Origin of the sequence: Thioclava sp. F1Mire-8, from assembly GCF_002213165.1 — a bacterium.
GTDB lineage: Bacteria > Pseudomonadota > Alphaproteobacteria > Rhodobacterales > Rhodobacteraceae > Thioclava > Thioclava nitratireducens.
The window spans coordinates 22,916-49,600 of the sequence record NZ_NBNY01000001.1 but is presented as its reverse complement, the minus strand read 5'-3'; the positions used below and the strand labels follow the sequence as shown (position 1 = coordinate 49,600).

General features: G+C 61.1%; 23 protein-coding genes and 1 pseudogene. 10 read left to right on the top strand and 14 right to left on the bottom strand.

What is annotated here, in order from left to right:
• The first annotated feature begins 53 nt into the window (after positions 1-53).
• The 5 genes from B6V75_RS00240 to B6V75_RS00220 all read left to right on the top strand — a co-directional run bounded on the left by B6V75_RS00240 (position 54) and on the right by B6V75_RS00220 (position 5,014).
• Positions 54-1,067: an ABC-three component system protein gene (locus tag B6V75_RS00240; protein ID WP_088718347.1), complete on the top strand. Its 1,014-nt coding sequence runs from the start codon at positions 54-56 to the stop codon at positions 1,065-1,067.
• Complete coding sequence (locus B6V75_RS00235; protein WP_088718346.1) at positions 1,064-1,552, top strand: ABC-three component system middle component 2; 489 nt, start codon at positions 1,064-1,066, stop codon at positions 1,550-1,552. Before B6V75_RS00240 ends, B6V75_RS00235 begins: the two co-directional genes overlap by 4 nt.
• A 452-nt stretch (positions 1,553-2,004) precedes the next feature.
• On the top strand, positions 2,005-3,414 hold the full coding sequence (locus B6V75_RS00230; protein WP_206198457.1) for a hypothetical protein: 1,410 nt from the start codon (positions 2,005-2,007) through the stop codon (positions 3,412-3,414).
• Between the two features lie 605 nt (positions 3,415-4,019).
• Positions 4,020-4,568 (top strand): hypothetical protein, encoded by a 549-nt coding sequence (locus B6V75_RS00225; RefSeq protein WP_088718344.1) that lies wholly within the window; start codon positions 4,020-4,022, stop codon positions 4,566-4,568.
• Positions 4,565-5,014, top strand: coding sequence for a hypothetical protein (locus B6V75_RS00220; RefSeq protein ID WP_088718343.1), 450 nt, complete (start codon positions 4,565-4,567; stop codon positions 5,012-5,014). Before B6V75_RS00225 ends, B6V75_RS00220 begins: the two co-directional genes overlap by 4 nt.
• 206 nt (positions 5,015-5,220) lie before the next feature.
• Here the strand turns inward: B6V75_RS00220 and B6V75_RS00215 are convergent, their stop codons facing one another.
• Positions 5,221-5,859 (bottom strand): hypothetical protein, encoded by a 639-nt coding sequence (locus B6V75_RS00215; RefSeq protein WP_088718342.1) that lies wholly within the window; start codon positions 5,857-5,859, stop codon positions 5,221-5,223.
• A gap of 550 nt (positions 5,860-6,409) precedes the next feature.
• Between B6V75_RS00215 and B6V75_RS00205 the strand changes: the two genes are divergently transcribed.
• Positions 6,410-8,131 (top strand): recombinase family protein, encoded by a 1,722-nt coding sequence (locus B6V75_RS00205; protein ID WP_088718340.1) that lies wholly within the window; start codon positions 6,410-6,412, stop codon positions 8,129-8,131.
• Positions 8,132-8,164: 33 nt separating this feature from the next.
• Here B6V75_RS00205 and B6V75_RS18395 read toward each other — a convergent pair.
• The 13 genes and pseudogenes from B6V75_RS18395 to B6V75_RS00145 form a co-directional block, all read right to left on the bottom strand.
• Positions 8,165-8,320, bottom strand: a pseudogene (locus B6V75_RS18395) (IS3 family transposase); the annotation flags it as partial.
• 352 nt (positions 8,321-8,672) lie between these two features.
• The gene (locus B6V75_RS00200; RefSeq protein ID WP_088718339.1) at positions 8,673-9,728 is read right to left on the bottom strand and encodes a 2-dehydropantoate 2-reductase; all 1,056 of its coding nucleotides are present in this window, start codon (positions 9,726-9,728) and stop codon (positions 8,673-8,675) included.
• A 23-nt stretch (positions 9,729-9,751) separates the two neighbouring features.
• Entirely contained in the window at positions 9,752-10,540 is a 789-nt protein-coding gene (locus B6V75_RS00195; protein ID WP_088718338.1) for a glucose 1-dehydrogenase, read from the bottom strand.
• Positions 10,541-10,555: 15 nt separating this feature from the next.
• Entirely contained in the window at positions 10,556-11,413 is an 858-nt protein-coding gene (locus B6V75_RS00190; RefSeq protein WP_088718337.1) for an intradiol ring-cleavage dioxygenase, read from the bottom strand.
• 14 nt (positions 11,414-11,427) lie between these two features.
• Positions 11,428-12,492 carry a maleylacetate reductase gene (locus B6V75_RS00185; RefSeq protein WP_088718336.1) on the bottom strand — a complete coding sequence of 355 codons (1,065 nt, stop codon included), beginning with the start codon at positions 12,490-12,492 and terminating at the stop codon, positions 11,428-11,430.
• A gap of 60 nt (positions 12,493-12,552) precedes the next feature.
• Positions 12,553-15,075, bottom strand: a complete 2,523-nt coding sequence (locus tag B6V75_RS00180) for an ATP-binding cassette domain-containing protein (protein ID WP_206198455.1) — start codon at positions 15,073-15,075, stop codon at positions 12,553-12,555.
• Between the two features lie 84 nt (positions 15,076-15,159).
• The gene (locus tag B6V75_RS00175; protein ID WP_078571710.1) at positions 15,160-16,227 is read right to left on the bottom strand and encodes a substrate-binding domain-containing protein; all 1,068 of its coding nucleotides are present in this window, start codon (positions 16,225-16,227) and stop codon (positions 15,160-15,162) included.
• Positions 16,214-17,242, bottom strand: a complete 1,029-nt coding sequence (locus tag B6V75_RS00170) for an ABC transporter permease (RefSeq protein WP_199224689.1) — start codon at positions 17,240-17,242, stop codon at positions 16,214-16,216. The genes B6V75_RS00175 and B6V75_RS00170 overlap by 14 nt, the downstream gene beginning before the upstream one ends.
• A 28-nt stretch (positions 17,243-17,270) precedes the next feature.
• Positions 17,271-18,251, bottom strand: a complete 981-nt coding sequence (locus tag B6V75_RS00165; protein WP_088718334.1) for a zinc-binding dehydrogenase — start codon at positions 18,249-18,251, stop codon at positions 17,271-17,273.
• Between the two features lies 1 nt (position 18,252).
• Complete coding sequence (locus tag B6V75_RS00160; protein ID WP_088718333.1) at positions 18,253-19,287, bottom strand: Gfo/Idh/MocA family oxidoreductase; 1,035 nt, start codon at positions 19,285-19,287, stop codon at positions 18,253-18,255.
• The gene (locus B6V75_RS00155) at positions 19,287-19,571 is read right to left on the bottom strand and encodes a YciI family protein (protein ID WP_038067927.1); all 285 of its coding nucleotides are present in this window, start codon (positions 19,569-19,571) and stop codon (positions 19,287-19,289) included. Before B6V75_RS00155 ends, B6V75_RS00160 begins: the two co-directional genes overlap by 1 nt.
• 10 nt (positions 19,572-19,581) lie before the next feature.
• The gene (locus tag B6V75_RS00150) at positions 19,582-20,658 is read right to left on the bottom strand and encodes an SDR family oxidoreductase (RefSeq protein WP_088718332.1); all 1,077 of its coding nucleotides are present in this window, start codon (positions 20,656-20,658) and stop codon (positions 19,582-19,584) included.
• 33 nt (positions 20,659-20,691) lie between these two features.
• On the bottom strand, positions 20,692-21,759 hold the full coding sequence (locus B6V75_RS00145; RefSeq protein WP_088718331.1) for a 2,3-butanediol dehydrogenase: 1,068 nt from the start codon (positions 21,757-21,759) through the stop codon (positions 20,692-20,694).
• A gap of 202 nt (positions 21,760-21,961) precedes the next feature.
• Between B6V75_RS00145 and B6V75_RS00140 the strand changes: the two genes are divergently transcribed.
• From B6V75_RS00140 to dctP, 4 genes are all read left to right on the top strand, one after another.
• Entirely contained in the window at positions 21,962-22,876 is a 915-nt protein-coding gene (locus tag B6V75_RS00140; RefSeq protein WP_088718330.1) for an NAD(P)-dependent oxidoreductase, read from the top strand.
• Between the two features lie 116 nt (positions 22,877-22,992).
• Positions 22,993-24,615 carry an extracellular solute-binding protein gene (locus tag B6V75_RS00135; protein WP_158275146.1) on the top strand — a complete coding sequence of 541 codons (1,623 nt, stop codon included), beginning with the start codon at positions 22,993-22,995 and terminating at the stop codon, positions 24,613-24,615.
• 198 nt (positions 24,616-24,813) lie between these two features.
• Positions 24,814-25,500, top strand: a complete 687-nt coding sequence (locus B6V75_RS00130; protein WP_088718328.1) for an FCD domain-containing protein — start codon at positions 24,814-24,816, stop codon at positions 25,498-25,500.
• Positions 25,501-25,669: 169 nt separating this feature from the next.
• On the top strand, positions 25,670-26,662 hold the full coding sequence (dctP, locus tag B6V75_RS00125; RefSeq protein ID WP_088718327.1) for a TRAP transporter substrate-binding protein DctP: 993 nt from the start codon (positions 25,670-25,672) through the stop codon (positions 26,660-26,662).
• Positions 26,663-26,685 lie beyond the last annotated feature (23 nt).

Here is a 26,685-nt window from a genome sequence, read left to right as displayed (position 1 = left end):
AAACCCTTGAAGTGCGGGAGAAAACGACCAAGGCTAAGCGCCGGGAGGGGCGAGTGGCATTCGATGAACATCGCCTGATCGACAGTCTGAACGACTCCGAACTTGAAGACCTCATAAAGAAGTGGCTGGGTCGATTAAATGTAGAATATGTCGGCTTTGAACGGCCCACAGGATCCGCAGATATGGGGCGTGATGCGGTCGGCTTTCTTACGCCCCGTCGCTACGACGGCGCCTGGCACAACTATCAGTGCAAACACCTGAAAAAGCCGCTTGGAATACGCGATTTCACCGTCGAGCTCGGCAAAATATTCCACTATGCATGCGCCGGCGAGTTCACCGTGCCCGAAAAATACATATTTGTGGCACCGAAATCTGGGGTGCGAGATGTCAAAAAGCTAATTGACAGACCCTCAAATATCGCCTCTTTCCTGAAGGAGAATTGGGAAAAATACTGCCTAGCCGGAATCGCAACAGAAAAATGCCCACTCACTGCGTTTATTAGAAAAGCAATTGACGAATATGATTTCGAGAAGGTAGAGTTGTGGAAGTCGACAGAATTGGTCGAACTGCCCCATATGCGTGCAGTCCTTCATGACCATATGGACATCGACCCTGGAGAAGCGCCACGGATTCTTCCGGAAGATGTTCCGGACGCAATTACTGACACAGAACTCCACTACGTCAGTCAGTTAATAGAGGTTTTCCGCGAGGCGGCAAATTTCGAGTTTTCCGGGTATGACGATGTGATTGCGGACAGCATGTATGGCCCCCAACTTCAACTCGCACGGCAGCGCTATCTCGAACGAGAGGCATTTAGAAGACATTTTCGCGACAACTTGCCGCTGACCCATTTAGATGGAGTGGACATTGATGTCCATTCCACTATCGTTGATCGGTATCATGCGCTACACCAAAGCCCACGATACCAACGGCTCAGCGAAATCATGACTCTTGCAACGTCGGCGCAGATTACCGGACCTCTTGGGCGGCACAACCGTGTAACTCCAAGTGTAAAGCAGGGAGTTTGCCACCACTTCGCAAATATTAAGAAGCTTCCGTGGGCATGACTTCTGAGCCCTTTGATCAGAATCTGTTTAACAGCCCACTTGAGGCTGGAATCAGAGCCATCGTAATTCTTGAGATGTTTGAACCGAAATCTTTCGACATCTCTACGCTTTCTCTACTCGATTATTTTGTTGTGCATACTGGTGATGCCGGCGGACCGCCCAGTATTCATCCTGAAATAGAAGCTCGCGCCGGTGAGTTTTTCGTTCGGAGACATCTGGTTGAACGTGGCGTTGGATTGATGGTTCGTGCGTCGGTCCTTGAGCAACGCGTCGAGAGCACTGGAATTACCTTCCGATCACACGAAACTGCGTCAGCAATGCTTGACCTCATGACAAGTAGTTATAATCGCCAGCTCAAGACTGCTGCGGCTTGGCTAGCGAATGAAGCTTCTAAAGAGGGAATAGAGGCGTTCTTGGACAACTTGCGGCTACAAATAGATATGTGGTCACAGGCCGTAATCACGACAGAAGGTATGACACGTTGAAACGAGGACGGATCCGAATTGACCAGCTCGCATTTACGGGTCCGGAAAGAGAGCCGGAAACCCTTCCGTTCTCGGATGGCGTGAACATCATATGGGGTGCGTCCAACTCTGGGAAGTCTTTCGTCAGAAAATCCATAGACTACGTCTTGGGTGGAGAGAAGCCAACGTTACCGAAGGAAGGAGCTGGCTATGATAGCATCCTTCTTTGGCTCACTCTTCCCAATGCAGGAAAGGTAACTCTTAGGCGCTCGATACTCGGAAGTGATGTGTATAAAGCGGACGGCCACAGTCTAAGCGTTACGAATAGCTCGCCTGGATATGAAAGCCTATCTCAAAGGCATACTGCGGGACCAAATATCTCGCGTTTGATATTACAGGAATCCGGATTTCGTGATGCTCGACTACTAAAAAACGAGCGAGCGGAGAAAAGCACTTTCTCACTGAGAATGCTGATGAGATATATTCTCGTTGACGAAACTCGGATGATTGATGAAAAAAGTGTGCTCTTGGCACACAACACAACGGTTACTTCCGAAGATAAGGGTTTGATCAAGTTTGTCCTAACCGGAATTGATGGCTCATCAATTGAGCAAGTCCGGTCAGCAGATCAACTCAAAGCGGCAAGAGATGGCCAACTCGAGATCCTCGCACAAATGGCTGATGAACTACGATCCAGCATAGATGAAACCATCTCTCTTGATCGGCTTGAGGAATTGCATTCTGAAGCTGAGATCAATAGAGAAGAACTACATGAGGTACTATCTGCTCGACAAGACGAGCTTGACGATTATGCCTCCAAAATTCGCTCACTGGATGAGGGGCTTAGAGAAACTTATTCGACGATTTCCGACCTTAACCAAATGATCAGCAGATTTTCCGAGCTATCGGCTATCTACAAGTCCGATATAGAACGTTTATACGGCTTGGAAGAAGGAGGCTTCCTCCTAAAACGCTTTGCCGAGATAAATTGCCCTCTTTGTGGGGCGTTGCCTGAACACCAGCATCACGATCACGGTCTCTCCAGAGTTGAAGAACAGCGGGAGGCCGTAGCGGCAGAAATCGCGAAAATTTCGAGAGATGCCAGCGAACTGGATCAAGCTATTTCCGACGCAAACGGGCGTATCCAGGCGCTTGAGGCAGAGATCTTGGAGAGCAACGCTCGCAGAGCAGAATTAGTTTCGAGCCAGGAGAACGCTCGAGCAAAGGAACTAACCTCGCGGGAGCTCTTCCTCTCGGAAAGCGAGAAGGTTTCGAAGTTCTCGAATCAAATTGAGTTTCGGCATCGACTAACTTCTATCGAGAAGCGCATCGAACGGGTTGGAAACCAAGCGGTCCGATCACGCCAACGTGCCGACGGTATAGACGCCAATGTCGATCTAACACAAAGCGAGGCGTTCGAGCTCTCCAATGAGATAAAGGACGTGCTCCATGCGTGGAATTATCCTGGCGCTAATGCTCTTCATTTCGAGAAGAGCGACCATGACATAGTTGTTGACGGAAAGCGAAGGAGAGACAATGGGGCTGGCGTTAGGGCGCTTTTGCACTCGGCCTTCAAGGTTGGGGTTCTCACCTATTGCATTCGGAAGAATAGACCCCACCCTGGCTTCTTAATCCTTGACTCTCCGCTGCTGGCATATCGGCCAGCTGACGAGGGTCGCTATGGAGAACTGCAAACTGATGAACTTGAACTTCAGCAAGCGGGTGTTGCTCATCATTTCTACGAGCATCTGGATGGTCTGCGCGATCATGCTCAATTCATCGTAATCGAGAACCATCGATCGGACCAGGAAGTCGTTGAGCCGTTTTCCAATGTCAGGTTCACACTGGATTCCGACTTCGGGCGGCGTGGCCTCTTCACCTGATTGTCCTGGCACGATGACGCCGGGATTTTGGAAGTTTGTGCATCTACCTACTCACTAATCAGCTGGCACTCCGGCCCTTCGGGCCTGCGTTCCAGCTGTCGTTCGCCGGGGGCTGACGCCCCCGGACCCCGGCGCCGCTGACGCGCCGCTCGGGAGACGCTCCGCCCTCCCGAACCCGCCAGGGGCCGTCAGCCGGACCAAAGGGCGCACCGCCCCTCTGGACACCCAGGGCAGGGTCATCGTTCGCCACTCCCCCTGCACCCCCTGGCGTCTCCCGACGGGCTCGGGTCATCGTTCCGCGCTCCCCCAAGACCCCCTGCTCCCGGAGGGTGCCGCTCCGCGCTCGCCTCCGAACCTCCCCCGCTCCCGGGAAGAGCGTTCCGCACCTCTTCCCGAACCCATCTCCGCTCGTCACCCGACGGGGTCGAAAGGGATACCCTCTCGACGCTCTCCCACAAGCACAGGGAACAACACACACCAGAGAAGCAGGGCCAGCCCCTTCCGCCGTGCGCGCGCCTTTTGACGCGCACGGTGGAAGGCCCCGGCCGATAGGAGAATAGGGCAAGATCGCGCGCGTCGGACATCCATCCTTCAAGGAGCCGACAATGCTCGACACGACGACCATCCAACTCACGATGACGCCGGCCTGGCGGGACCACCTGTCCCACGGCGACATCGTCTCGTTCCGCTTCCCGCTCGCGGAGGAAGCCAGCACCGGACAGCCCAAGGCCCGGCCCTGCCTGGTCCTCGACATCGAGATGCACGGCGACCAGCGCTATGCCCTGCTCGCCTACGGGACCACCTCGCGCCGGCGGTCCAACGTCGGCTACGAGATCCACGTCCGCCGCCGCGACGAATACCTGCCCGCCGGGCTCGACGAGCCGACGCGCTTCGTCGGCGCGCGCCGCCTCTTGGTGCCGCTGACGCACAGTGGCTTCGCCATCTGTGGCGCGACAGGCTCCGCCGTTCTCGGCCGTCTCGACGGCGCCCCCTTCGAGGCCATGAACGCAGTGCGCGGGCGCATCCACGCGGAGGCCGACATTGCGGCCGATCATCGGTCGCGGCGGCGGCGTGGACTCCGGCGCCCGCGCGATGTCGTCGTGGAGCACCGGCCGCGACGCGCCGCACCTGCGAAAAAGGTGGTGCAGCAATGAGCGACATCGTCTCGCGGACGCTGTTCGAGCAGCAGGTGGACCTCACCAAGGTCCTGCTGCAACGGATGCAGGGCATCGACAGCCACCTGACGGCGCGCGTGAGCCCGCACCTTCCCGACGAGGCCAGATACACCGTGGCGCACCTTATCGAAGCACTGGACGAGGAGGAGCAGATCGACCCGAACCTGCACTTCTACGTCGACGCAGTCCTCGGCGAAATGCGCCTGGCGATCGCGGCCGGAACGACCGAAGAGCAGGTTCCCATCCCGCGCGGGCAGCTCGTCGGCTGCACGGAGGCGTTTGATACGCACAAGGTGTTGAGCCCGGCTGCTGAGGCGCTTCAGGCCGCCCTGCCGCCGCTGGAGGGGCTCTTTGGCGCGGCTCAGCAGGCGCTCCACTTCGCCGAGGCGATCCGGCTGAGCTTTCGTCTTCTGCATCCGGACTGACCCTTGCGGCGCCCCACGGGGCGCCGTTCTTGAGGGCCCCTGCGGCCCCGCTGGCGGGATTGGATCCCCCGCCAGACGGCGCGCCGGCGACCAATGCTCCGTCGCTGCTACGACGATGCCGGCGCGCCAATTTCCGAATATATACTCACTATTATGAATAAATTTTAGCACTACTTGTGCGAAACAGAACGACTCCAGTTTCGTCGCTACGGGGCGCCTTCAAGCGCTTCAGCGACCGCATCAATCCACTTCCTTTTCCTAAGCGTTCGATTTTGCCAAACTTTAACGTGTGCGAGATCATCCTTCAGCAGGTCGGAGATTTTCCTTTTTTGTCGCGTTACTTCGCTCCGGGAAAGCCACGGATTCAAATAAATACGCTGAAGGCTCAATGCAGAAAACGAGAATTTGTCAAAGGCCATGTGTTTCGGTTTCTTGGTTCTCAAAACCCTAAACTCGCACTCGTCTTGATACTGCTCTCTCTTGGCGAAAGGGATCTGATCATCCTCAAGAAAACGAACGTCTTCGGGCAGCCGGTATAATACCTCACCACTCGAGAGAGTGGTGTCGCCCTTGATATCATTAACAAGGGCTTTCCTTTCAAACCAGAGACATACGCCCTGTTCACGCTCGCCAAAGATATGCCAGAAATGGAATCTATCTGGAGCCCCAGTCAAGCACGTTCCGACAGCGTCAAAACTAAGAAACTTATTGGAGTAAAGTTTTACGACCATGCTATCGTTTTTGTCGTCCCATTCCGATGGCGAGCTGAGATGCAACTGCCTCTCTCGCAATATTCCCTCTAAGTATTTGATCTTTGTATATTTCTTCAACCACCGCTCGCGCATCACCGATGAATCTCCAAAATGGTCTTCGCAAGTAGACTGTATGAATATCGTATATTCCAGAGCAACCCCAGAGACCATCCAAGCGCAAAATCGTAGAGGCGATTAGATGAGATTGCGGTTCACTTTCGTGCGCGCGATTTTTCTTCAACACCAGGCTCTAATTGTTCGCGCCGCAATCGTCCTGCTGCTGCTCGTGCACGCGGCGCTGCTATTCCGCTGAACGAGATGCGCCCGCGGGAGACCCGCGGGCGCTTTCGGCCACCTCTGTGCGAAGGCTCGGGTAGGCGTCCGCCATGTCGGTTGTTCAATGCCCGAACAGGAAAGGACTCCGCCGATGCCGCTCGACAGACTGATCGACCTTCTCGCAGAAGCCGCGGTCCGCAAGCTCTCGCAGGAGCGGGAGGCAAAGGACGCAACGCCTGACGCGATGCCAACTCTCTACCGAAGATTGCGCCGCTGGTCACAAGATTTCCGCAATGGCTGGCGATATTGCTGGCCTCCGCAACCGAGACGCTACATCCTGCCGTTCGCCTAACGACGAGACTTCCGAATGACTCAACCCACCCAGCCTTGCCGCGTCGCGCTCTACGCGCGCTACTCGACCGACATGCAGAACCCGATGTCGGTCGAGGACCAGTTCCGCCAGGCCGAGCGATACGCCAAGCAACAGGGCTGGACGGTTGTCGAGCGATTCTCGGACAGCGCCATCAGCGGCACGGCAGGCCGGACCCGTCCCGACTTCGTGCGCCTCTCCGAGGCCCTTCACTCTAAGGCCTTCGATATCGTCCTCGCGGAGTCCCTCGACCGCATCTCGCGGGACCAGGAGCACCTGGCGGGCTTCTACAAGGCCGCACGCTTCGCGAAGGTCGAGATCCACACGATCGGACGCGGCAAGGTCGATGCGCTGACGCTCGGGCTCTCCTCGATGATGAGCGCCATGTTCCTCGAGGAGCTCTCGGACAAGGTGCGCCGGGGCATCGAGGGAAAGGTGCTGTCGGGGTTGAGCGGAGGCGGCCGGATCTACGGCTATCGCCCGGGCACCGACGCGCGCGGCGCGCCGGTCAAGGGCGCGCTGGCAATCGACGAGATCGAAGCGGCCGTCGTTCGCAGCATCTTCCGCGACTATGCCGCCGGACTGTCACCGATCGCGATCGCCAGTCGGCTGAACGAAGAGGGAATCGCCTCTCCCTCCGTGGGCTCGAAACGCAAGTCGTCGGGGCACTGGAAGCAGAACACGATCAACGGCAACCGCGAGCGTGGCACGGGCATCCTGAACAACGAACTCTACATCGGGCGACGGGTCTGGAATCGCCTCTCCTACGGCAAGCACCACAGAAGCGAGAAGCGGCGCTCGACGCTCAATCCCGAGAGCGAATGGCAGATCACCGAGGTGCCGGAGCTACGGATCATCGACCAAGATCTCTGGGACGCGGTGAAGGCGCGCCAGGAGAAGCAAGCGAAGCGGCGTTCGAAGATCGCGAGCACGGACCGCAACCACCTGTCCTCCGGGCAGTCGCTCCGTCGGCGCAAGTATCTGCTCTCCGGGCTGCTGCACTGCGGCCTGTGCGGCGGCAAGATGACGGTCGCCGGCACCGGCAAATACAAGGCCTACTACTGCGCCGACGCGAAGGAGAAAGGGAAGAGCGTCTGCGCGGGCTTCAGGGGCCTCAAGGAGGTGAGGGCCTCCGAGATGGTGCTCTCCGCCCTGCGGAGCGAACTGATGCAGCCGGAGGCCTACGAGGCCTTCCGGGAGAGCTTCCGCAAGCACCTCGTGCAGAGCCAGGGCGCGGCGGAAGACACCCTGCGCCTCCACGACGCGCGGGTGCGGGAGCTTGAGACGAAGCACCGCAACCTGATGCTCGCCGTCGAGAACGGCGACTACGCGCCGGCCATCGTCGCGCGGCTGAACGCCGTCGATGCCGACCTGGAGGAGATGAAGGGGAAACGCGAAGAGATCGTGCCGCCGACGGTCGAGCTGCCGGACGACCTGCCCGAGCTTTACCGGGCGATGGTGAGCGACTTGGCGGCGAGCCTCTCCGACGAGGTCGTTGCCGGCCGCGCGGCCGACGAACTGCACGAGATCGTCGAGCGCGTCGATGTGCACTGGGACGACGAGGCCAAGGGCCACCGTCTGGTGCTGTCCGGGAACCTGCTGGAGATGCTACGAAAATCGGCGCCGAGTGATCTCGACGCCGTGCGTGATAACGCGATTTTCGCGGAAGTTGGTTGCGGGAGCAGTCAACCGCCGAAGTCTACGATGCATTCGAGCTAAAGCCTAGGAAACCAATGACCTGCCACGGGCTCTTCACCCAGCAGCGACCGGAGCCCGGTTCGTAGTTACGCCGATCGGCGCAGGTTGGGTAATCACCCGACACGCGAAGTTACCATCTAGCGTAGCGGGGCGGGCGATTGCGGTGGTCAGGGTCCGTGCGTAGTCAGCCGGGGTTTGGTCATCTAGGGCCGTTCGCTACACGCTCGGTGGTCTGGGCGGAAACCGGTCGTTCGCTGCGCGCGCCACGAAGGTCCGGTCTTGGAGAACGCAGGACGCTAACGACCCAATTTTCTGTGATACGCCGTCGCCTTCGGATTCATTCCGTAGGGTGAAAACAGCTTCGAGTTCAGACACGAAGCGAGGGGTCCGGTGCATGCCATGACCGAGGCGCAGATCAAGCCAACAACTGAAGAACTCCGCTCATTATCGATGAGTTGCGCGTCGAAGAAGAACAGGCCGATCATTTCCGAGATGCGTAGAAGCTCATTCCGGAAAAATCGAGGTCAATCAGTTCGGCGCGACGACGCCCGATAGTTCCGCGCTAAGCCTGCGCCAGCCCCCGGTAATGCGCCACAAGTTCGCGCGCGTTGTCGGGGTGGTGTCTGCGCCGGCCGGCCTCGATCTCCTTCGCCATCTCCACGACCTTGCGGTTCATCGGCGCCGCCTTGCCGCGCGCCTCGAGGAAATCGACCACCAGCCCGTTCACCTCGTCGACCTCGGCGCGACGGCCCTTGCGCCAATCCTGCAGCGAGGTCGTCAGCGTGTCGTCCCTTGAGAAGGTGCGAACGACCTCGTCGAAGATCTCGTCGACATAGCGTTCCGGGTGGTTACTCATCACCGGCGGCATCCCGATGATCGGCATGATGGTGGCGCCGTCAGCGAGCGCTGCCTCCATTGCCTCATAGCCGGCGCGCCGCATCACTTCGAGAAACTCGGGGTCGCGGACGCTGTCGCGCATCGCGGTGTCGATGATCGCCGTGGGGATCAGTTCGGCTGCATTCACCACCAGCTTCATCCATTTCGCCGAGCGGATATCGTCCACCACCTGAACGGTGCCGGAATGACGCAGGATATCGGCGACGTCGTGCACCCGCGGCTGTTGCTCGGGGTCGAGCGCGCCAAGCGCGAACCAGCTTTCGTCCGTGTCGTTCTGGCGGGTCGTGACCCCCGGCTCCCACATGTTCGACGCAATCTGGATAACCGCGCCGATCGTGCGATGCGCGCCGACGATGTCGGCGATCGCCTCGTGAGTCATGCCGTTCTGCAGTCCCACGACGAAGCCGTGCTCCGCCAGAACCGGCTTGATCATTTCCGCCGCCCAGCGGGTGTCATAGGCTTTCACCACCATGAAGACGAGATCGAAGGGCTCCTTGATTTCGGCGATCTCGCACAGGTGCAGCGCCTTGACCGGCGTGTGCAGCTGGCGGGTCGGCAGGTTGACCGTCAGTCCCTTCTCGCGCATCGCCTCGACATGCGCCGGCCACTGGTCGATGAAGGTGACGTCGAGCCCCGCCAGCGCGAAATCGGCGGCGACCGATGCGCCCTGCGCACCGGTCCCGATAAAGGCGATCCGAGGGAAAGGGGTTTGCTTCGTCATCGGGCGTATCTCCTCGGTTGCGGTCATTGCATGATCATCCCGCCGTCGATCTGCAGGCATTGGCCGGTCATGTAATCGGAGTCCGGCGAGAGGAGGAAAGCCACCGTTCCGGCGACATCAGCGGGCGTCGAAGTCCGGCCGAGCGGGATCCCGGCGGCGAAGTTGCGCAAGGCCTCTCCCGGCTCGGAGGAGACGCCCATTTCCATCAAGTCCTTGTCGAGCACCGTCCAGAGATCGGTCTCCACCACGCCGGGAGCGAAGGCATTGGCGGTGATTCCGTGCGGCGCGAGCGTGCGGGCCGCCGCCTGCGTCAGACTGATGACCGCGGCCTTGCTTGCGCAATATGGCGCGAAATCACCGAAGCCGGCGCGGCCCGCCATCGAGGCGGTGTTGATGATCTTGCCTTTCCGCTTGGCCGCGATCATCGCCTTCGCCGCTTCCTGAATGCCGATCATCACGCCCATGCCGTTGACTGACATGATCTGGGTCCAGTTTTCCTCGGTCGTCTCGAGGAAAGGCTGAGGACGGTTGAAACCTGCGTTGTTGACGATGGCATGGAGAAAGCCGAACTCCGCCTCGCAGGCGGCAATGGCCGCGCGGGTGGCAACCCGGTCGGTCACGTCGGTCTTGCAGAAAATCGCGCGTCCACCGTCGGCGGTGAGGGCTGCGGCGGCCTTCGCGCCAGCCTCTTGATCAAGATCGGCGATCACCACGCCGTATCCAGCCGCCGCGGCGCGCCGCGCAATCTCGAGACCAATTCCCCGTGCAGCACCCGTAACGACGACGCCGCCCATTTGCTCTTGTTCAGACATGATATCCTCCCCTGCTCAGGTCGCGCGGTGCAGCACGAAATCGTAGTTGGACTCCCACAGCGTTTCGCCGTTTTCGACCGGGGTGAACTCGGCGATCAGGGATTCCTTGACGCCGAACACCGCATCCGAGGTCAGGTATTTGTCGCCCGCCACGAAAGTATGGGTCGTCACCGGATCGAAACCCTCGGCGCTGACGATGAAATGCATATGCGCCGGGCGATACGGGTGACGCCCGAGCTTGCCCAGCATCTTACCCACCGGACCGTCGTCGGGGATCGGGTAAGAGACCGGCTTGATCCCCTTGAACCAGTAGCGCCCGTCCGGCCCCGTGGTGAACACGCCGCGATTGTTGTTGCGCGGCTGAATGTCTGGCTGCTGGACGTCGTAGAAGCCGTCCTCGCTGTCCGACCAGACGTCGATCCGCGCCCCTTCGACCGGGTTGCCGTCGAGATCGGTGACCGTGCCATAGAAGCGGCAGGTCTCGCGCCCGCCCGCTTGTGTGATGTTCGCGCCCATCTCGTATTCCGGCACGCCGTCGACATGAAACGGGCCGAGCACCGTGTTCTCGGTCGCCCCGGTCGGGCGGCGGTTGTTGATCGCATCGACCAGCATCGAGACGCCAAGCACGTCGGAGAGCAGGATGAACTCCTGACGGTTCTCGTCGCAGATCTGTCCGGTCTTGGTGAGGAAATCGATCGCGATATCCCACTCGGCCTGCGTGAGCTCGACGTCCTTCACGAAAGCATGCAGGTGGCGGACGAGGCTCGCCATCACGGTCTGGAGGCGCGGATCGGTGCTCTCCGAAACCCTGGCGTTGACGGTTTCGACCGAGGCGTCCTCGGTGAAATAGGCGATCTTCGGCTCTTGGGTCATGTCATTCATTCCTATCAGGTCGTGACGGGGCGCTGCCCGGCATGGGCGCGGCTCAGCAGGTCGAGAATACCGTCGCGCGTGATTTCGCGCGGGTTCTTGTAGGGGTTCTGGACGGCCATATCGGCGGCGCGCGCCAGATCGCTTTCCTTGAGGCCATAGTCGGCCAGCGCGAGCGGGGCGCCGATGGAGCGCGCGAAGTCGTAAAGACCGCCGCCCAGATCGCCACCAAACAGCTCGGTCGCGCGCGCCAGTTCGGCAGACGCCGCCGCGGCGTTATAGGCGGCGGTATGCGGCAGCAGGATCGCGTGCGTTTCCGCGTGGGGCATGTCGAACCCGCCGCCGAGCGTGTGGCAGAGCTTGTGATGCAGCGACATCGCCACCGCGCCCAGCACGGTGCCGCAGAGCCACGACCCGTAGAGCGCATCGGCGCGGGCATCGCGGTCCTCCGGCGTCTCGACGATCCGCGGCAGCGCTGATTTCAGCGCGCGCAGCCCTTCGACCGCCATCAGCGACGTGACCGGGTTCGCATCGGGCGCGTAGAGCGTCTCGACCGCGTGGGCCATCGCGTTCAACCCGCTCGCAATGCTCATCGCGACCGGCAGGCCCAAGGTCAGATCGGGGTCGTAAATCACGGTTTCCGGGCGGATTTTAGGGTCGCGGACGGTCGTCTTCTGCCCCTTCTCGGTCTGGCCGAGAATGTCGGTCACCTCCGAGCCGGCATAGGTCGTCGCGATCACCACCTGCGGTGCGTCATTGCGCCAGGCGATGGCCTTGCCCAGACCAATGGTCGAGCCGCCGCCGAGCGCCACAACGCAGTCGGCCTTGGTCTTGTTATAGACTTCGAGCGCGGCCTCGGTCACGGCGACGGGCGTGTGCATCGCGGCTTCGGTGAAGGTTCCGGCCGCCATCTCCCCGAGGTCTTTCGCAAGCGCCTCGGCGTCGTTTTTCTGGAACGGCGTCGACAGGATCAGCGCGCGGGCGCAGCCCAGTCTCTCCACCTCCTCGGCGACCTTCGCCAAAGTCCCGGAGCCAAAGACGATACGCCCGGGGCTGGATGTGTAGATGAACGCTTCAGGCATGGTTCCTCCCTGCGCCTCGCACAGACGAGGCGTTGAATTGAGCCAGCGTGGGCCGCGAGGTTACTCTTCGCGGCGCCGACGCGCGGTCGTGTAGATGAGCGCCGCCACGAGGATCAGCACCCCTTGGAAGCCGTATTGATAGGCCTGCGACAGCCCGAGGAAGGACACGGCGTTGAGCACTTCGGTCAGAAGCACCGCGCCCAGCAGCGAGCCGATGAAGGTGCCGCGCCCGCCGAGAAGGCTGGTGCCGCCCAGCACAACCGCGGTGATGCTGCCCAGCGTGTAGTTCACGCCTTGCGCCGGATCGCCGACGCCGATCTGAGCCATCAGCATGATCGCACCCAGTGCGGTCAGTAGCGACACGGCGATATAGCCGAGCACGAAGGTCCGATCCGTGCGTATCCCGATCCGCCGCGCGGATTCCTCGTGCGAGCCGACCGCGCGAAGCTGCCACCCTGCCCGCTTGCGGCGCAGACCCAGCTCCATCGCGATGGCGATCACGATCATCACCACGAAGGCGATCGGGACCGGCCCGAAGCTCCGGGTGAGCGTATCGATCACGTCGAAGGAGATGTAGCCGCCCGGGCCCTCACGCAGCACGAAGCTCATGCCCTGCAGGCCGATGAACATCGCCAGGGTCGCGGCGATTGGTGTGAAATTGGCGAAACGGATCAGCACGCCGTTGATCAATCCGACGACAATCGCCGCGCCGAACATCAGCGCGAAACCGAGCGCCATTGTCGAGGCCGGGCTGCCATCGTTGATGAAGAACGACCCGATCACCACGAGGAAACCTGCAAGCGGCCCCACCGACAGGTCGATCCCGCCCATCAGCAAAGCAATGGTCTGCCCCAAGGCGATGAAGCCCAGTGCGGTGGCGAGGATCAGGATGTTCGAGACGTTGAAGGACGACAGGTAATTCTCATTCTGCGCGCTCACGAACAACGCAAGCAGCACGGTCACCAGCGCGAGCGGCACGATCGTCGCGTTGTCGGTTTGCACAAAATGGCGCAGCTTCGCGCCGAAGCCCTCTTTCGCGCTCCGTTCCTCGGCCACGTGATGCGCATGCGTGTCAGCTTCGACCGCAGCACCGACGATGCGGGCTTCGGTGATGTCATCGCCGCGCAGCGTCTCGACGATACGGCCCCGTGACATGACCAGAACGATGTCGCACAGCCCTTCCAGTTCCGCCGCGTCCGACGAGTTGACAATCACCGGCGTGCCCGCATCGGACACTTCGCGCAGGATCCGGTAGATCTCGAAGCGCGCACCGACATCGACACCCTGCGTGGGTTCGTCGGCCACGATGAAGCCCGGCTCCGACAGAAGCGCGCGGGACATCACGATCTTCTGCTGGTTGCCGCCCGAAAGCTGGGAGACCTTCGCCTCGACGCCTGCGGCCTTCACCGCCAGCGAGGAGAACACCTCCTGCACTTTCTGCATTTCCTTGCTGCGATCCAGCACGCCGCTCGAGGCATATTTGTCGAGCGAGGCGAAGGTCGCGTTTTCCCGGATCGTCAAATCCGCAGCGAGGCCTTCCGTATGGCGATCCGACGGCATGAAGGCCGCCGCGTGTTTCAGCTCTTTCGGCGAGAGCGTGCGACCGTGGAGCTTGATCGCGCCGCGATAGGGCTGAAGGCCCACCAAGGCGCGCATCAGATCGGACTGGCCGTTGCCTTCGACACCGGCGACGCCAATGATCTGGCCGCGTCCGAAGGCGAAAGCCACATCCGAGAATTTGCGCCCGCTGAGGCCTTCGACCTCGAAATTGATCGGGGGATTGGCGTCGGCGCATTTCGGCGGGAAGGCAGAGGCAAGACGGCGCCCGACGATCAGATCCAGAAGTTGGGAATTGCTGATCTCGCTCGCAGGCGCGCTGCCCCGGTGACGGCCATCGCGCAGCACGGTCACGCGATCCGCGATCTGGCGCAACTCGGCCAGACGGTGGGTGATATAGATGACGGCGGTGCCGGAGGCCTTCAGCGCCCGAACCTTCGCGAAAAGCATATCCGTCGCGTCCTGATCGAGCGCGGCCGTCGGTTCATCCAAAATAAGCACACGGGGCTGGACGGCGAGCGCTTTCGCCAGTTCCAGCAGGTGTTTCTGCGCGATGGTCAGCGTATCGACACGCGCGTTCAGCGGCACCTCAAGGCCGACCTCTTCCAGCAGACGCTTACCGACGCGGTCTTTGCGGTCGCCTTGGAAAACAGAGGCAGGAAGTGAAACCTGCAGGTTCTCGAGCACCGTCATGTCAGGCAAGATCGCCGGGTGCTGATAGGAGATCGCGACGCCAAGCGCCGACGAGCTTTCCGGCGAGAGCGGCATCACATCCCGCCCGTCAAATTCGATCCGGCCGGTGCTGGGCTGCAGAACGCCTGTGATCAGGTTCATCAGGGTCGATTTCCCGGCCCCGTTCTCGCCCAGGATCGCGTGCACTTCGCCCGCGTGAATGTCGACGCTCACATCGCTCAGGGCGCGGACCGCCCCGAAGGATTTCGACACACCGCGCAAGCGGATCACGGGGGTGCCCGTTGACGTTTCGCGGAGCCCGTCCGCCTTCTCCATCGGTTCGATTTCAGCCAATGCTATCATCCGTTTAGTTCCGCCGATCTGAGGGGTTGGCGCGGGTATCTCCGGGCGGATAGCGCCGCCCGGAGACAGGGGAGGTTACTGGCCGACGGCCTTCGCCTGCTCATCACCCGAAAGCTGAGCAGAGAGATAGATCGCACCGGGCAGATCCGAGCGACACTGAACGGGGTTCGGATCCCCATCGGTCGAGTCCTCGAAGTTCGGGGCCTTGAAGACTTCCTCCGACGGAGGGGTGCCACCGGTCGCTTCCGCGATCGCCCATTGCACGGCGAGACGAACGTTGTCGTTGCCGGTCGCGACCGTGAAGAGCTTGAAATCGGGGTTGTCGGCGTGGACCTTCTCCCAGAAGCAGCCGAGCGAGTTGCCGTCGGATGTCGCGAGCGCCGGGATCGAGCGGTCGAAGTTCGCAAACACCGGCAGCGCGCCCACGAGCGACGGGCCGAAGTCGGATACGATGACGTCGATATTGTCATGCTGCGCGATGGCGGCCGACAGAACCTGCTGCGTCAGGGACGGGTCCCAGTTGGTAACCGCGAAGGGGTCCGGGTTCAGGAACTTGTAGCTGTCGTCGAGGATGTTCTTCATCCCCTTGAGCTCGTCCAGACCCTGGCTGTTGCCCGCCGGGCCCGACAGGAACAGGATGTTCGCGCCGTCCGGGAAGTTCTCCTTGATCCACTTGCCCCAGCTTTCGCCGTCATAGACGAAGTCGGCACCGACGAAGCGGGTGTAGTTCTTGCCGGCTTCCCCACCGACATTCACACGGTAGGGCACGACGACCGCGCCCGAGCGATAGGCTTTGGTCAGCGCGGGCAGGATCGCGGGACCGGCATCGCCGAAGACGACCATTGCATCGACACCGCGTGCCGCCATCGAGTTGATGTCGGAGATCGCCTTCTGCGTGTCGCCCTGACCGTCGGCATAGTAGTAGTCGGTGATGCTCGGACACTTCGCGGCTTCCTCCTTGCCCGAAGCGGTCGTCACCAGACGCCAGCTATTGCCCCCGAAACCGTCGAGCAGCGCCAGCGAGGCCTTGTTCGGGCCGCACCAGGAGGGTGCGTCCTCTGCGCTGGCCGCCGAGGCCGAGAGGGCAATTCCAAGCCCCAGCGCCATATAGGCAGCGCATCCTTTCAGGTTAGACAGTTTCATGGTTCTCCTCCTCTGTAGAACTTGTTTGTTCTGTCTTGAAACGGTTCGTCCATTCGATCGAGTAGACCCCGATGCCGAATACAAGAGCGAGCGCCTGCACGATGGTCTGCGCCGAGTAGGGCACACCGATCGACAGAGCGAACTGGCTTAGCTGATTGAGAAAGAAGGCGGCGATGACGACCGAGATAGGAAAGCCGCGCCCTCCCAGAAGCGATGTCCCTGCCAGCACCACGACGGCGACCGAGGGCAGAAGCAGGCTGTTGCCCTGAAATGCCGTGGGTTCGCGGGTGATGCCTGCGATCAGGATGCCCGCGGTGCAGTAAAGGATCTGCGCCGCCACATAGGCCATCGCCTGATACGGCTTGACGCTCAGACCCGCCGCGCGGGCCGCCTTCGGATTGGCTCCGATCGCCTCGAAGCGACGGCCAGCCACCGTCTTTTTCAGACCGAAGGACACGAGAGCCAGAATGGCGAGGGCGAACAGGACCGAATGGGGAATGCCCAGGGTCTGACCGCCCGCGATATGGGCCAGCAGGTTCGTGGTGATCCGCGGCACGCCGCCGGAGATCGCAAAGACCGCCGAGAACAGAAGTGCGTTCATCCCGATGGTCGCAACGATCGCGTTCAGGCGGAAATAGGCGACCATGATGCCGTTCAGGATCCCCGCCGCGAGCGCGAAGCCGACCGCGATGACAAGTGCGGGCAGTAGCCCGGCATCCTGCCCGTTGGGCATATGGGTCGCGATCACCACCGCGAGCGATACCGACCCCGGCACCGACAGATCGAAGCCGCCCTGCTGCACCACCAGCATCTGGCCCAGCCCGACGATGCCAAGCACCGCCGCGAAAGGCAGGCTGCCCATCAGCGACCCGGCGGTGACCGCCGAGGGTGCGAAGATGACGCAAAGAAGGATGAGCGCCAGCGTCGAGGCGACGATGGTGACGAAGCCCTTCGACAAGGGCATCGACATCAGACCCGTCGGGCCTCCGAAGCTATGCGGCGTCGTCTCAGCCATGATTTCTCCTCCTCCCTCGCGTCGCGTCTCAGCTGATTTCCAAGGTGACCTTGACCGCCTTGTCGGGCGACTTGCCAAGCTCCAGCGCGGTCATCGCGTCATCGATGTTGTAGCTGTGGGTCTGGATCGGCGAGAGATCGAGCCCGGTGCGCTCCAGGAACCGGATCGCCGCCGGCCAGACGCCGGGAGAGCCGATGCAGCCGCGCACGTTGAGGTTCTTGATCTGGATCTTGCCCAGCTCGACCGGGAATTTCTGGCCGATATTGATGCCGACCATAGAGACATTCCCGTCGTCGCGGGCATAGTCGAAGACATTGGCCAGCGAGGCCGGATGGCCAGCGCATTCGACCACCAGATCGGCACCGCCCTTGGTCATCTCCTGCACCGCTTCGATGGGATCGCCGTCGGTCGGATCGATCGTGCCGTCCGCACCGAGCTTCATCGCGATCTCACGGCGCAGCGGCACCGGGTCGACCACGATCACGCGGGCGCCCATGCCGATCGCGGCGGCAGCCGAGACGAGGCCGATCGTGCCGCCGCCAGAGACGACGACCGTATCCGCCGCGCAGACGCCACCATGGCGCATCACCGCGTAATACCCGCAGGTGAAGGGCTCGATCAGCGCGCCTTTCGCGTCATCCACCGCATCGGGCAGCTTGTGCAGCCATTCGGGACGCGCGGCGAAGAATTCACGATCCGCACCGTCCATCGAGAAGCCGAAGTGATGGATGCGCTCGGGCGTATTGATCACGCATTCGCCGACCACACGATCGCCGGGCTTGAGCCCGTCGACATTCTTCCCGACTTCGACGACTTCGCCGACCCATTCGTGGCCAGGCACGACCGGGTAGGAAATCGGGATGATGTATTGACCGGCCAGCAGCTCGTAATCGGAATGGCAGATCCCGACGCGGCGCGACTGGATCAGCACCTCGTTGTCGGTGATGCCGGGCGTCTGCACCTGCGTCACGATGGGCTTGTTCGGTTCGTCGAAGATCAGGGCTTTCATGTCAGGCTCCAACTTTGGCTGCGGCGGGTTGCGCCACATGTTCGATTTGACCGCTGCGGGACGAGGCGAAGACCGCCTCGAGCAGCGCGATATTGTCGACCAGATGATCGGCGGTGATCGGGTAGGTTTCCTGTCCGCGCACGGCGCGGGCGAAACTCACCAGGTTGTCCTTCACGGGCTCGGCCTTGCCGATCTCCACGGTCTCGATCGGGCCGCCAGCCATGGCCGAGGTCACGATCCAGCCGTCGGGCGCTTCGACATGCGCCTTGTCACGGATGTCGATCCAGCCTTTCGAGCCGTAGACTGTGAAGCGGGACATGAACGGGTTCGACAGAGAAGCCGACACGTAGGAGGTCCCTCCCCCGGCGAATTTCACATAGGCCGCGACCGTGTCGCCCTGCGGCAGGTCCGAAGACAGCTGCTCGCAGATGCACAGCACGCTTTCCGCACGGCCCAGAAGGCGGACCGACAGATCGAGCAGGTGAATGCCCGTCGCGGTCATGCCGCCAGCCGGAGCCTCGCTCGCCTGAACGCGCCAGTTGCTCGGATCCATGCCGACGAACTTGTCGTGGCTGAAATTGGCCTCGATCTGCTGGATACGGCCCAGCTCGCCCGCATCGGCCTTCGCCAGCATCTCGGCGATCGGCGGCTCCCACCGCCGCTCATGCCCCATACCGAGGACCAACCCGGCTTCGGCGCAAAGCGCGACCGAACGGGCGGCTTCTTCTGCGGTGAGCGCGAGCGGCTTTTCGCAGAAGACATGTTTGCCTGCCGCGACGGCCTTGGCGATCTGATCCGTGTGGAGCGAGTGCGGCGTCGCCAAGACGACGGCCTCGACCTCGGGATCGTTCAGCGCATCCGCGTAATCCGCGCTGAGCGTCACGCCCTTCTCGGCACACAGATCGCGCACCGCGTCCGTGTTCGGCTCCACTGCGCGGACGACGTTGATATCCTCAGGGGCGCTCGACAGAACGGCGAGCATCTTCTGCCCCCACCACCCCATGCCCACGAGGGCGATTTTGACCGGCCCCGACATCAGCGATTGTCCACGCGCTTCGAGAACGGACGGATCGAAACGGACTTCCACAGACCGACCTTCGCGAAGGGGTCGTTGCGGTTGAAGTCTTCGACCTCTGCGAGGCTGTCGGCCTCCAGCACGAAGCAGCTGCCGATCATGGTCTCTTCGTCATCTGCGAGCAGCGGGCCCGAGATCACCGTCTTCACCGGCGCCTGAGCCAGATAGGCTTTGTGGTCCTCGTAATTGGCCAGCCGCTTGTCGACGGCACCGTCATGGTCGAGGCAATGGATCACGTAATGCATTGTGGTCTCCTCAGTTTCCGGCCGGAATGATCTTGCGCGCACGCAGCTCGTCGAACACATCGAAGAAGCTGTCCGGCGTGCTCTGATAGGCGTCGAAGCCCAGCTTCCGGCTGTTCGTCATATCGGTGAAGCATTCCAGCTCGCGACCCAGGTCGGCGTCGCTGTGCCACCACGAGGCGAGCTTGGTCACAGGGATGTCCTGCAGCCCATATTGCGCCACCATCTCGGACCAGATCGCGGGCGCATCCGCCATCTGCTCTTCGAGCGGCGTCGTGTGACCGGGGTATTCCGCGACCTCGAGGCCGAAATACTCGGCGATCCGCGCCCAGAGCCAAGTCCAGCGGAAGACGTCGCCATTCGCAGTGTTGAACGGCATGTTCGCAGCTTCCGGCGTCGTCGCCGCCCAATAGAACTGTTTGGCGAGGATGCGTGCATCGGTCACATCGGTGACCGCGTTATATTGCTCGGGCGAGCCGGGATAGAGGAACGGCTTGCCGGTGTGCTTGCAGATCGAGGCATAGACCGCGAGCGTGACCGCCATGTTCATGTAATTTCCGACTGTGAAGCCGATCATCGTGTGCGGGCGGTGCACCGACCAGGTGAAGCCGTATTTCTCAGCCATCTCCAGCAGCACATCTTCCTGCGCGTAGTAGAAGTTCGGCCCCGGCAGACGCGGACTCGATTCAAGGAAGGGCGTGTAGGGCGTAACCTTGGCGTAGTCGTCGAACGAACCGAGGTAATGCTTGAGGCCCGTGACCAGCGCCCCGTGCTTGATCGGCGCGCCTGCGATCCCCTCAAATAGGTTGCGCACCATCATCCCGTTCACGCGGACATTCTCTTCCTCGTTCGCCTGACGCGACCACGTGCAATAGAACACATGAGTTACGTCCTTGGCCGCAGCCAGCGCGGCCTTGCTGCCCTCTGCATCGGTCAGATCCGCGGCGATATGACGGTCGGACCACTCAAGATCGACGTCGCTGCGCGACACCGTGACGACCGTCCAACCATGAGATTTCAACTCGCGCGCGGTGTAGCTGCCCGAGAGACCGGTAGCCCCGACAATCAACGCAATATTCTGTTCAGCCATGGGTCTTCGCCCCTTTCTTGCAGTTCGGTTTCGTCAGGTGGTGACGAGAATTTTCAGATGTTCCCCGGCAGGATCGAGCAGCGCCTCGAAGCCTTTCTCCACGACGTCCTCGGCACGGATGCGGGCCGTGATGACTTTCTCGATCGGGAAATTGCCCGAGGCGACCATGCGCGCGATGCGCGGCCAGATCTGGGTCGGGTAGCACCAGGTCGCTTCGACCGTGATATCCTTGAGCGCCCAGAGCATGGCGTCGATGCTGGCGGGCTTCATGTGCAGACCGACCTGAACGACCTTGCCCTGACGGCGCACCGCCTCGACGCAGGCGTTGAGCGAGCGCTCGAGACCCACGCATTCCAGCGCCACGTCGACGCCGACGCCTTCCTCGGTCAGATCGCCCACGACTTCCTGAAGGTTGCCCGCGCCGGGATCGACGACGAAGGCATAGGGAGCAATCTCGGAGATGATCCGGCGGCGGTTCGGATTCGGCTCGGAGACGATGATCGTGCTTGCGCCCGCTGCATGGGCCGAAAGCACCGTCAGCGCGCCGATCGGACCTGCGCCCGACACCAGCACGGTGGAGCCTGCGGTCACCCCGCCCCGGTCGACGCCGTAAAGCGCAACCGCCGCCGGTTCGATCATCGCAGCCTGCTCGTCGCTCAGCGCGTCGGGCACGGGCTGGGCGTTGTAGTCCTTGACAACGGCCTTCTCGCCCATGCCGCCCCAGGCCCAGCTGAGGCCGATGCAGCCGAGCTGCGGCGAGAGGTGATAGAGACCGCGCTTCCCGTAATAGTCATTGCGTGGCGCTACGAGCGGTTGGATCGAGATCCGATCGCCCTGCGCAACATCGCTGACCGCATCACCGACCTTCAACACGCGGGCCGAAAACTCGTGCCCGAGGATCTGCGGGTTGCTTGCACCGGTGTAGACATGCGGCTCAGCGGGCGTGACGATCGGCCCCGCGATATACTCATGAAGATCGGTGCCGCAGATGCCCGTGATGATCGGCTCGATCAGCACGTCATCGGGGGCAAGCTGCCCGGACGGCTCCTCCACATCCTCGACGCGGATATCCTTTGCTCCGTGAAAACGAACGGCTTTCAATTCGACCTCCTCCTGTCCTGTCGGCGCGTCGACTGCGGCCTGTGATCCGCTTGGCGGACCGCGGCACCATCGCGCTGCTTGCCATGATTCGTAGCAAACCGATCCGATCGCATCAGGAAAAAAATCTCCGCTCCGGAAAAATTACTTCAGTGTTCGCCGAAGCGGCATCTTAGGGTGAGGCAAGACAAACGGAGACATATGGATGAGCAACATGGCGAGTGCGCCGCACCTCCCCCAATCCGAATCTTGCGCGGTCGGCTGGATCGGCGTCGGAAAAATGGGCGGGCCGATGGCGCGAAACCTCCTCGACAGCGGCGTCGGGCTTACCGTTGTGGAACCCGATTCGGGCAACCGTGCGAAGCTTGCCGAGAAAGGCGCTAAAACCGCCGACTGCGCGCGCGATCTGCGCGATGTGCAGGTCGTCTTCTCTACGCTACCCAATGACGACGCGCTGATGGCGGTGGTATCGGGAGAGACCGGGCTAATTCACGGCCTACCGCGCGGTGCCTTGCTGGTGGAAATGAGCACCGTCTCGCCGGAATGTTCCGAGCGCGTTGCGCAGATCCTGAGCGAGGCGGGCCTGCGCTACCTGCGTGCACCGCTCTCCGGCAGCACGGATCTCGCCGCAAAAGCGGCACTGACGGTTCTTGCGTCGGGCGATCGTGCGGGCTGGGACGAGGTGCTCCCCCTCATCAAGACCTTCTCGGCACGGCAGTTCTTCCTCGGAGAGGGCGAGGAAGCGCGCTATATGAAGCTCGTGCTAAACACCCTCGTCGGCGCCTTCTCGGCCGTGCTATCGGAGGCGCTGGCTATTGGCGCGAGCGGGGGGCTGTCGCGGGCCGACATGATGGAAGTGATCTGTGAAAGCGCCGTTGCCTCGCCGCTGTTCAAATACAAGCAAGAGGCCGTGGTCAACGATGACTACACCCCCGCTTTCACCGTCTCGCAGATGATCAAGGATTTCACGCTGATCAGCGATGCGGCGCGCCGCAATGACGTGCCGCTGATGACCACCGGCCTGATCCTCGAACTCTATCGGAGCGCGTCGAACGCTGGCATGAGGGACGAAGATTTCTTCGCATTGGTGAAATGGCAGGAAAAATTGTCGACAAGGTGACTCCGGTCGGGCAGCATCCGGACGCAATGCAACCACAGGATGCTGATCTGACGAGCCACGAGCTTTCCAGAATCGTCGATTTTCTTCGACGGTTGCGGGCGCCGTTCGACCATCAGATGCCCGGTGCCAAGCCCGACGTCTATCAGAATATCACGCTGGAATTGGTGGACGCGCATCTGCGACTGAGCCCGATCGACAAGTCAGGGCTCATCAGCCTTGCCGATGTGCCCTATAGCACCGGCAACCGCATGATCATGAAGATGATAGATGACGGGCTGATACGGCAAGTGCCGCGCGGGAACGGATTGAAGACGCATTTCCTCGAGCCTTCGGAGAGCTTGTTAAATGCCTTCATGAGCTATGCCATCCACGTCAAAGGTCACATGGCGAAAACCTTCGGTCTGCGGCAAGGCACCGAAACGAGCGAATACTACTTCGGCGGCAGCTATTTCGCAGCGCAGATCATCTCGCCGGTGCGCGGCGAGGACATCACCGGACTCAACCTTAGCGACATCAAGTTCCTGCTCAACGATGACAACTACTTCATCGCGATGCGCAACATGTGGTCGGATTTCCGAAATGAATTCGGCAAGCGTAGTAGCTTTGACCTGCAACGTCTCCCCAACCTATACGCCAAGTCGCGGCAGACCTTTTCGGAGATGACGCCACGCTATGACGTGATTGCGATGAACATGCCGTGGCTGGGTGAATTCGCCGAACGCGGAGAGCTCGCGCCACTCGACGATCTGATCTCGAATGCCGCGATCAACTCGCTCGATTTCCACCCCTCGGTCTGGGGGACGGGCAACTGGAAGGGCACGCAATACGGCATTCCGCTCTATTGCACGATCGAGATCCTCGCTGCGCGCAAGGACTTGTTCGATGCCGAGGGGGTCACCTATCCCAAGACCTTCGACGAGACGATCGCGGCCGCCCGCGCCTTCCACGATCCACAGAACGAATTCTACGGCATCGCGTGGAACGGACAACGCGGCATGCCGATCGCGAATTCCTTCATGTTCTTCCTCGCCGCCTGTCGCACCACCGTCATCGACATGCCGCTGCGCAATCAGGAGAGCTGGAGTTTTGATACGTTTGACTCGCTCAAGCTGCAGATCGACACCGAGGATGCGCTCGAGGTGATCGAATACATGAAGCAGCTTGTAGAAGTCTCGCCCCCTGATATCGCGAGCATCGATTGGGAGCGGCGCATCCATTACTTCATGTCCGGTCAGGCCGCGATGACCTATTGCTGGACAATGCGCGCTGCCCGCTTCGAACACGAGCTGAGCTCTCGCGTGGCCCGTCGCGTGGCTTACCTTCCCCCGCCTTCGCGCCGGATGCGGCGTGTTTCCGCCCCGGTCGGGGGCTTCCTGCTGACCATCCCCTCCTATGTCGAGCCGACCCGGCAGAAACAGATCATCGACGCGATTGCCTGGATGGTGTCTCCCGAGGCGATGAAGGAGCACGTGAAAAACGGCTTCCCCGTCGCGCCCCGATTCTCGGTCTGCGCAGACCCCGAAGCTCTCGCCTCCTCCCCGATCGTCAGCATGGTCGACCGAATGGCCCGCAAGAACGAACTTGTGACTTGGGCGCGCCCTCCGGTGCCCGCCTTCAACCTGATCGAGCGGACCTTGGGCGAAGAAATCCACGACATCGTCTTCCACGGAAAATCGCCGCAACGCGGTCTGAGGGACGCCGAAAACCGCATTCTCTCGGCAATCAGGGCAGAGGCCTGAGGCCGCGAAAGCTGTCAGAAATAATCTTCGGTTAAGTCTGGGGACATTGGAGGAATGCTCGGAGAACTCCGAGAAAAGCCCCGCTCTTCAGCTCTCGAGTTCCGCAACAAGATTGACGGAAAATAGGGAAAGCACTTGGCTCAGTCTCGACGCGGGGCGATAACCGTCGGGACAGAACACAAGGTAGCGACCTCAAACGTGAAGATTCATAAGTTCGATATCAGTGGCCATCCGGGGGAAACCGTCGGGGACATTACCCATCGGCGCCTTCGCGGAGACATCGTGCACGGGCGGTTCAAGCCGGGGCAAAAGCTGAAGCTCGATTTGCTGCGCAAGAAATACGATGTCAGCGTGACGACCCTGCGCGAATTGCTCAGCAGCTTGACGAACGAAGGGCTCGTCACCGCTGAAGGACAACGCGGCTTCGAGGTTGCGCCGATCAGCAAGGCCGACCTTCGGGATCTCGCAGATCTGCGTCTGTTGCTCGAGACCCATGCGTTGCGCCAGTCCATCGCGAATGGCGATATCGAGTGGGAGGCGGGGGTCGTCTCGTCCCATTACAAACTGGAGACGATCGAGCGCGAGCTGATCGCGGGTGGCGACGGGCCGGTGCAACCCTGGGTGCGTCATGACTGGGATTTCCACTTTGCGATGATCGCGGCGTGCGACAGGCCAAACCTGATGCGCACGCATTCCTCGGTCTTCGATCGCTTCATGCGCTATCACATGATCATTCTGGAATTTCGCGGCGAAAAGGCCAAGGAAGACCACATTCGCCTGCGTGACCTGACCTTGGCCCGGGATGCGGATGCCGCCGTGGAATTGCTGATCTCCCATGTCGAAAGCGGCGTCGACCACATTCTGGCGACCGGTCGCGTTCCCTGAACTCCTCGAACGAGGGCTCCGAAAGCCGACAAGCGGGTGAAGAAGTAGAACACTCGCTCGTGATTTTGTGCGTCAAAAATAAAAATGTATGATATTTTTGAAGTTGACATATGAAAATCGAGATGTCGAATTGGATGAGCCGCTCTCGATGCGGCGAAAGGGAGGAACTATGACCAAATTGACTCGCCGCAGCGTGCTGGCGACAGGGGCCGCTGGCGCAGCCGCGACCCTGATGGCCGGCACTGCACTCGCTCAAGATCGCAAACGACTCCGCCTGTCTTCGGTTGTGTCGAATAACGATATTCGCGCCAAGGCCTTTGCCCGCATTTCCGAAGACGTTGCCAAGGATTTCGACCTGCAGGTCTACAACCAGTCGACGCTCGTCCCGCAGGGGGGTGAACTGACCTCGATCCAGCGCGGGACGCTGGAAATGGGCCTCGTCGCGCCGCAGAAGCTCGCCGATCAGGTGCCGGAATGGTCGATCCTGACCGCAGCCTACGTGCTGCGCGATGCCGCCCATATGAAAGCCGTCTTCGACAGCGACGTGGGCAAGCAACTCAATGACCTTGCCGCGAAGGCCGGGCTGCATGTCCTCGCGCCGGTCTATTTCGGCGCACGTCAGGTCAACCTGAAGCCCAAGAAGAAGATCAACACGCCGGAAGATCTGAAGGGTATGACCCTGCGCATGCCGGGCGGCGACGCGTGGCAGTTCCTTGGGGAGGCGATCGGCGCCAGCCCGACGCCGCTGGCATATTCCGAGGTCTACACCGCCCTCCAGACCGGGGCGATCGACGGTCAGGACAACCCGTTGCCCAATGATTACAACATGAAGTTCTACGAGGTCACGAGCCAGATCGCACTGACCAGCCACCTCGTCGGCTTCGACGTGCTGGGTATTTCCAAGAAGATCTGGGACGACATGAGCGCCGATCAGCAGAAGTTGCTGAAGGACTCCGTGGACAAGGAAATCGCCGCCAGCACCGAGGAGCACCTCAAGCGCGAGCAGGAACTGGTGGACTTCTTCAAGAAGCAAGGCCTCGAGGTCTATGAACCCGACCGCGCCGCCTTCCGGGATTACGCCCAGAAGAAGTATCTCGCCAGCGACTTCGCCAAGAGCTGGCCCGAGGGGATGCTCGAACAGATCAACGCGATCCAGGCCTGAACCCCGGACAAGCTGAGGGCGGG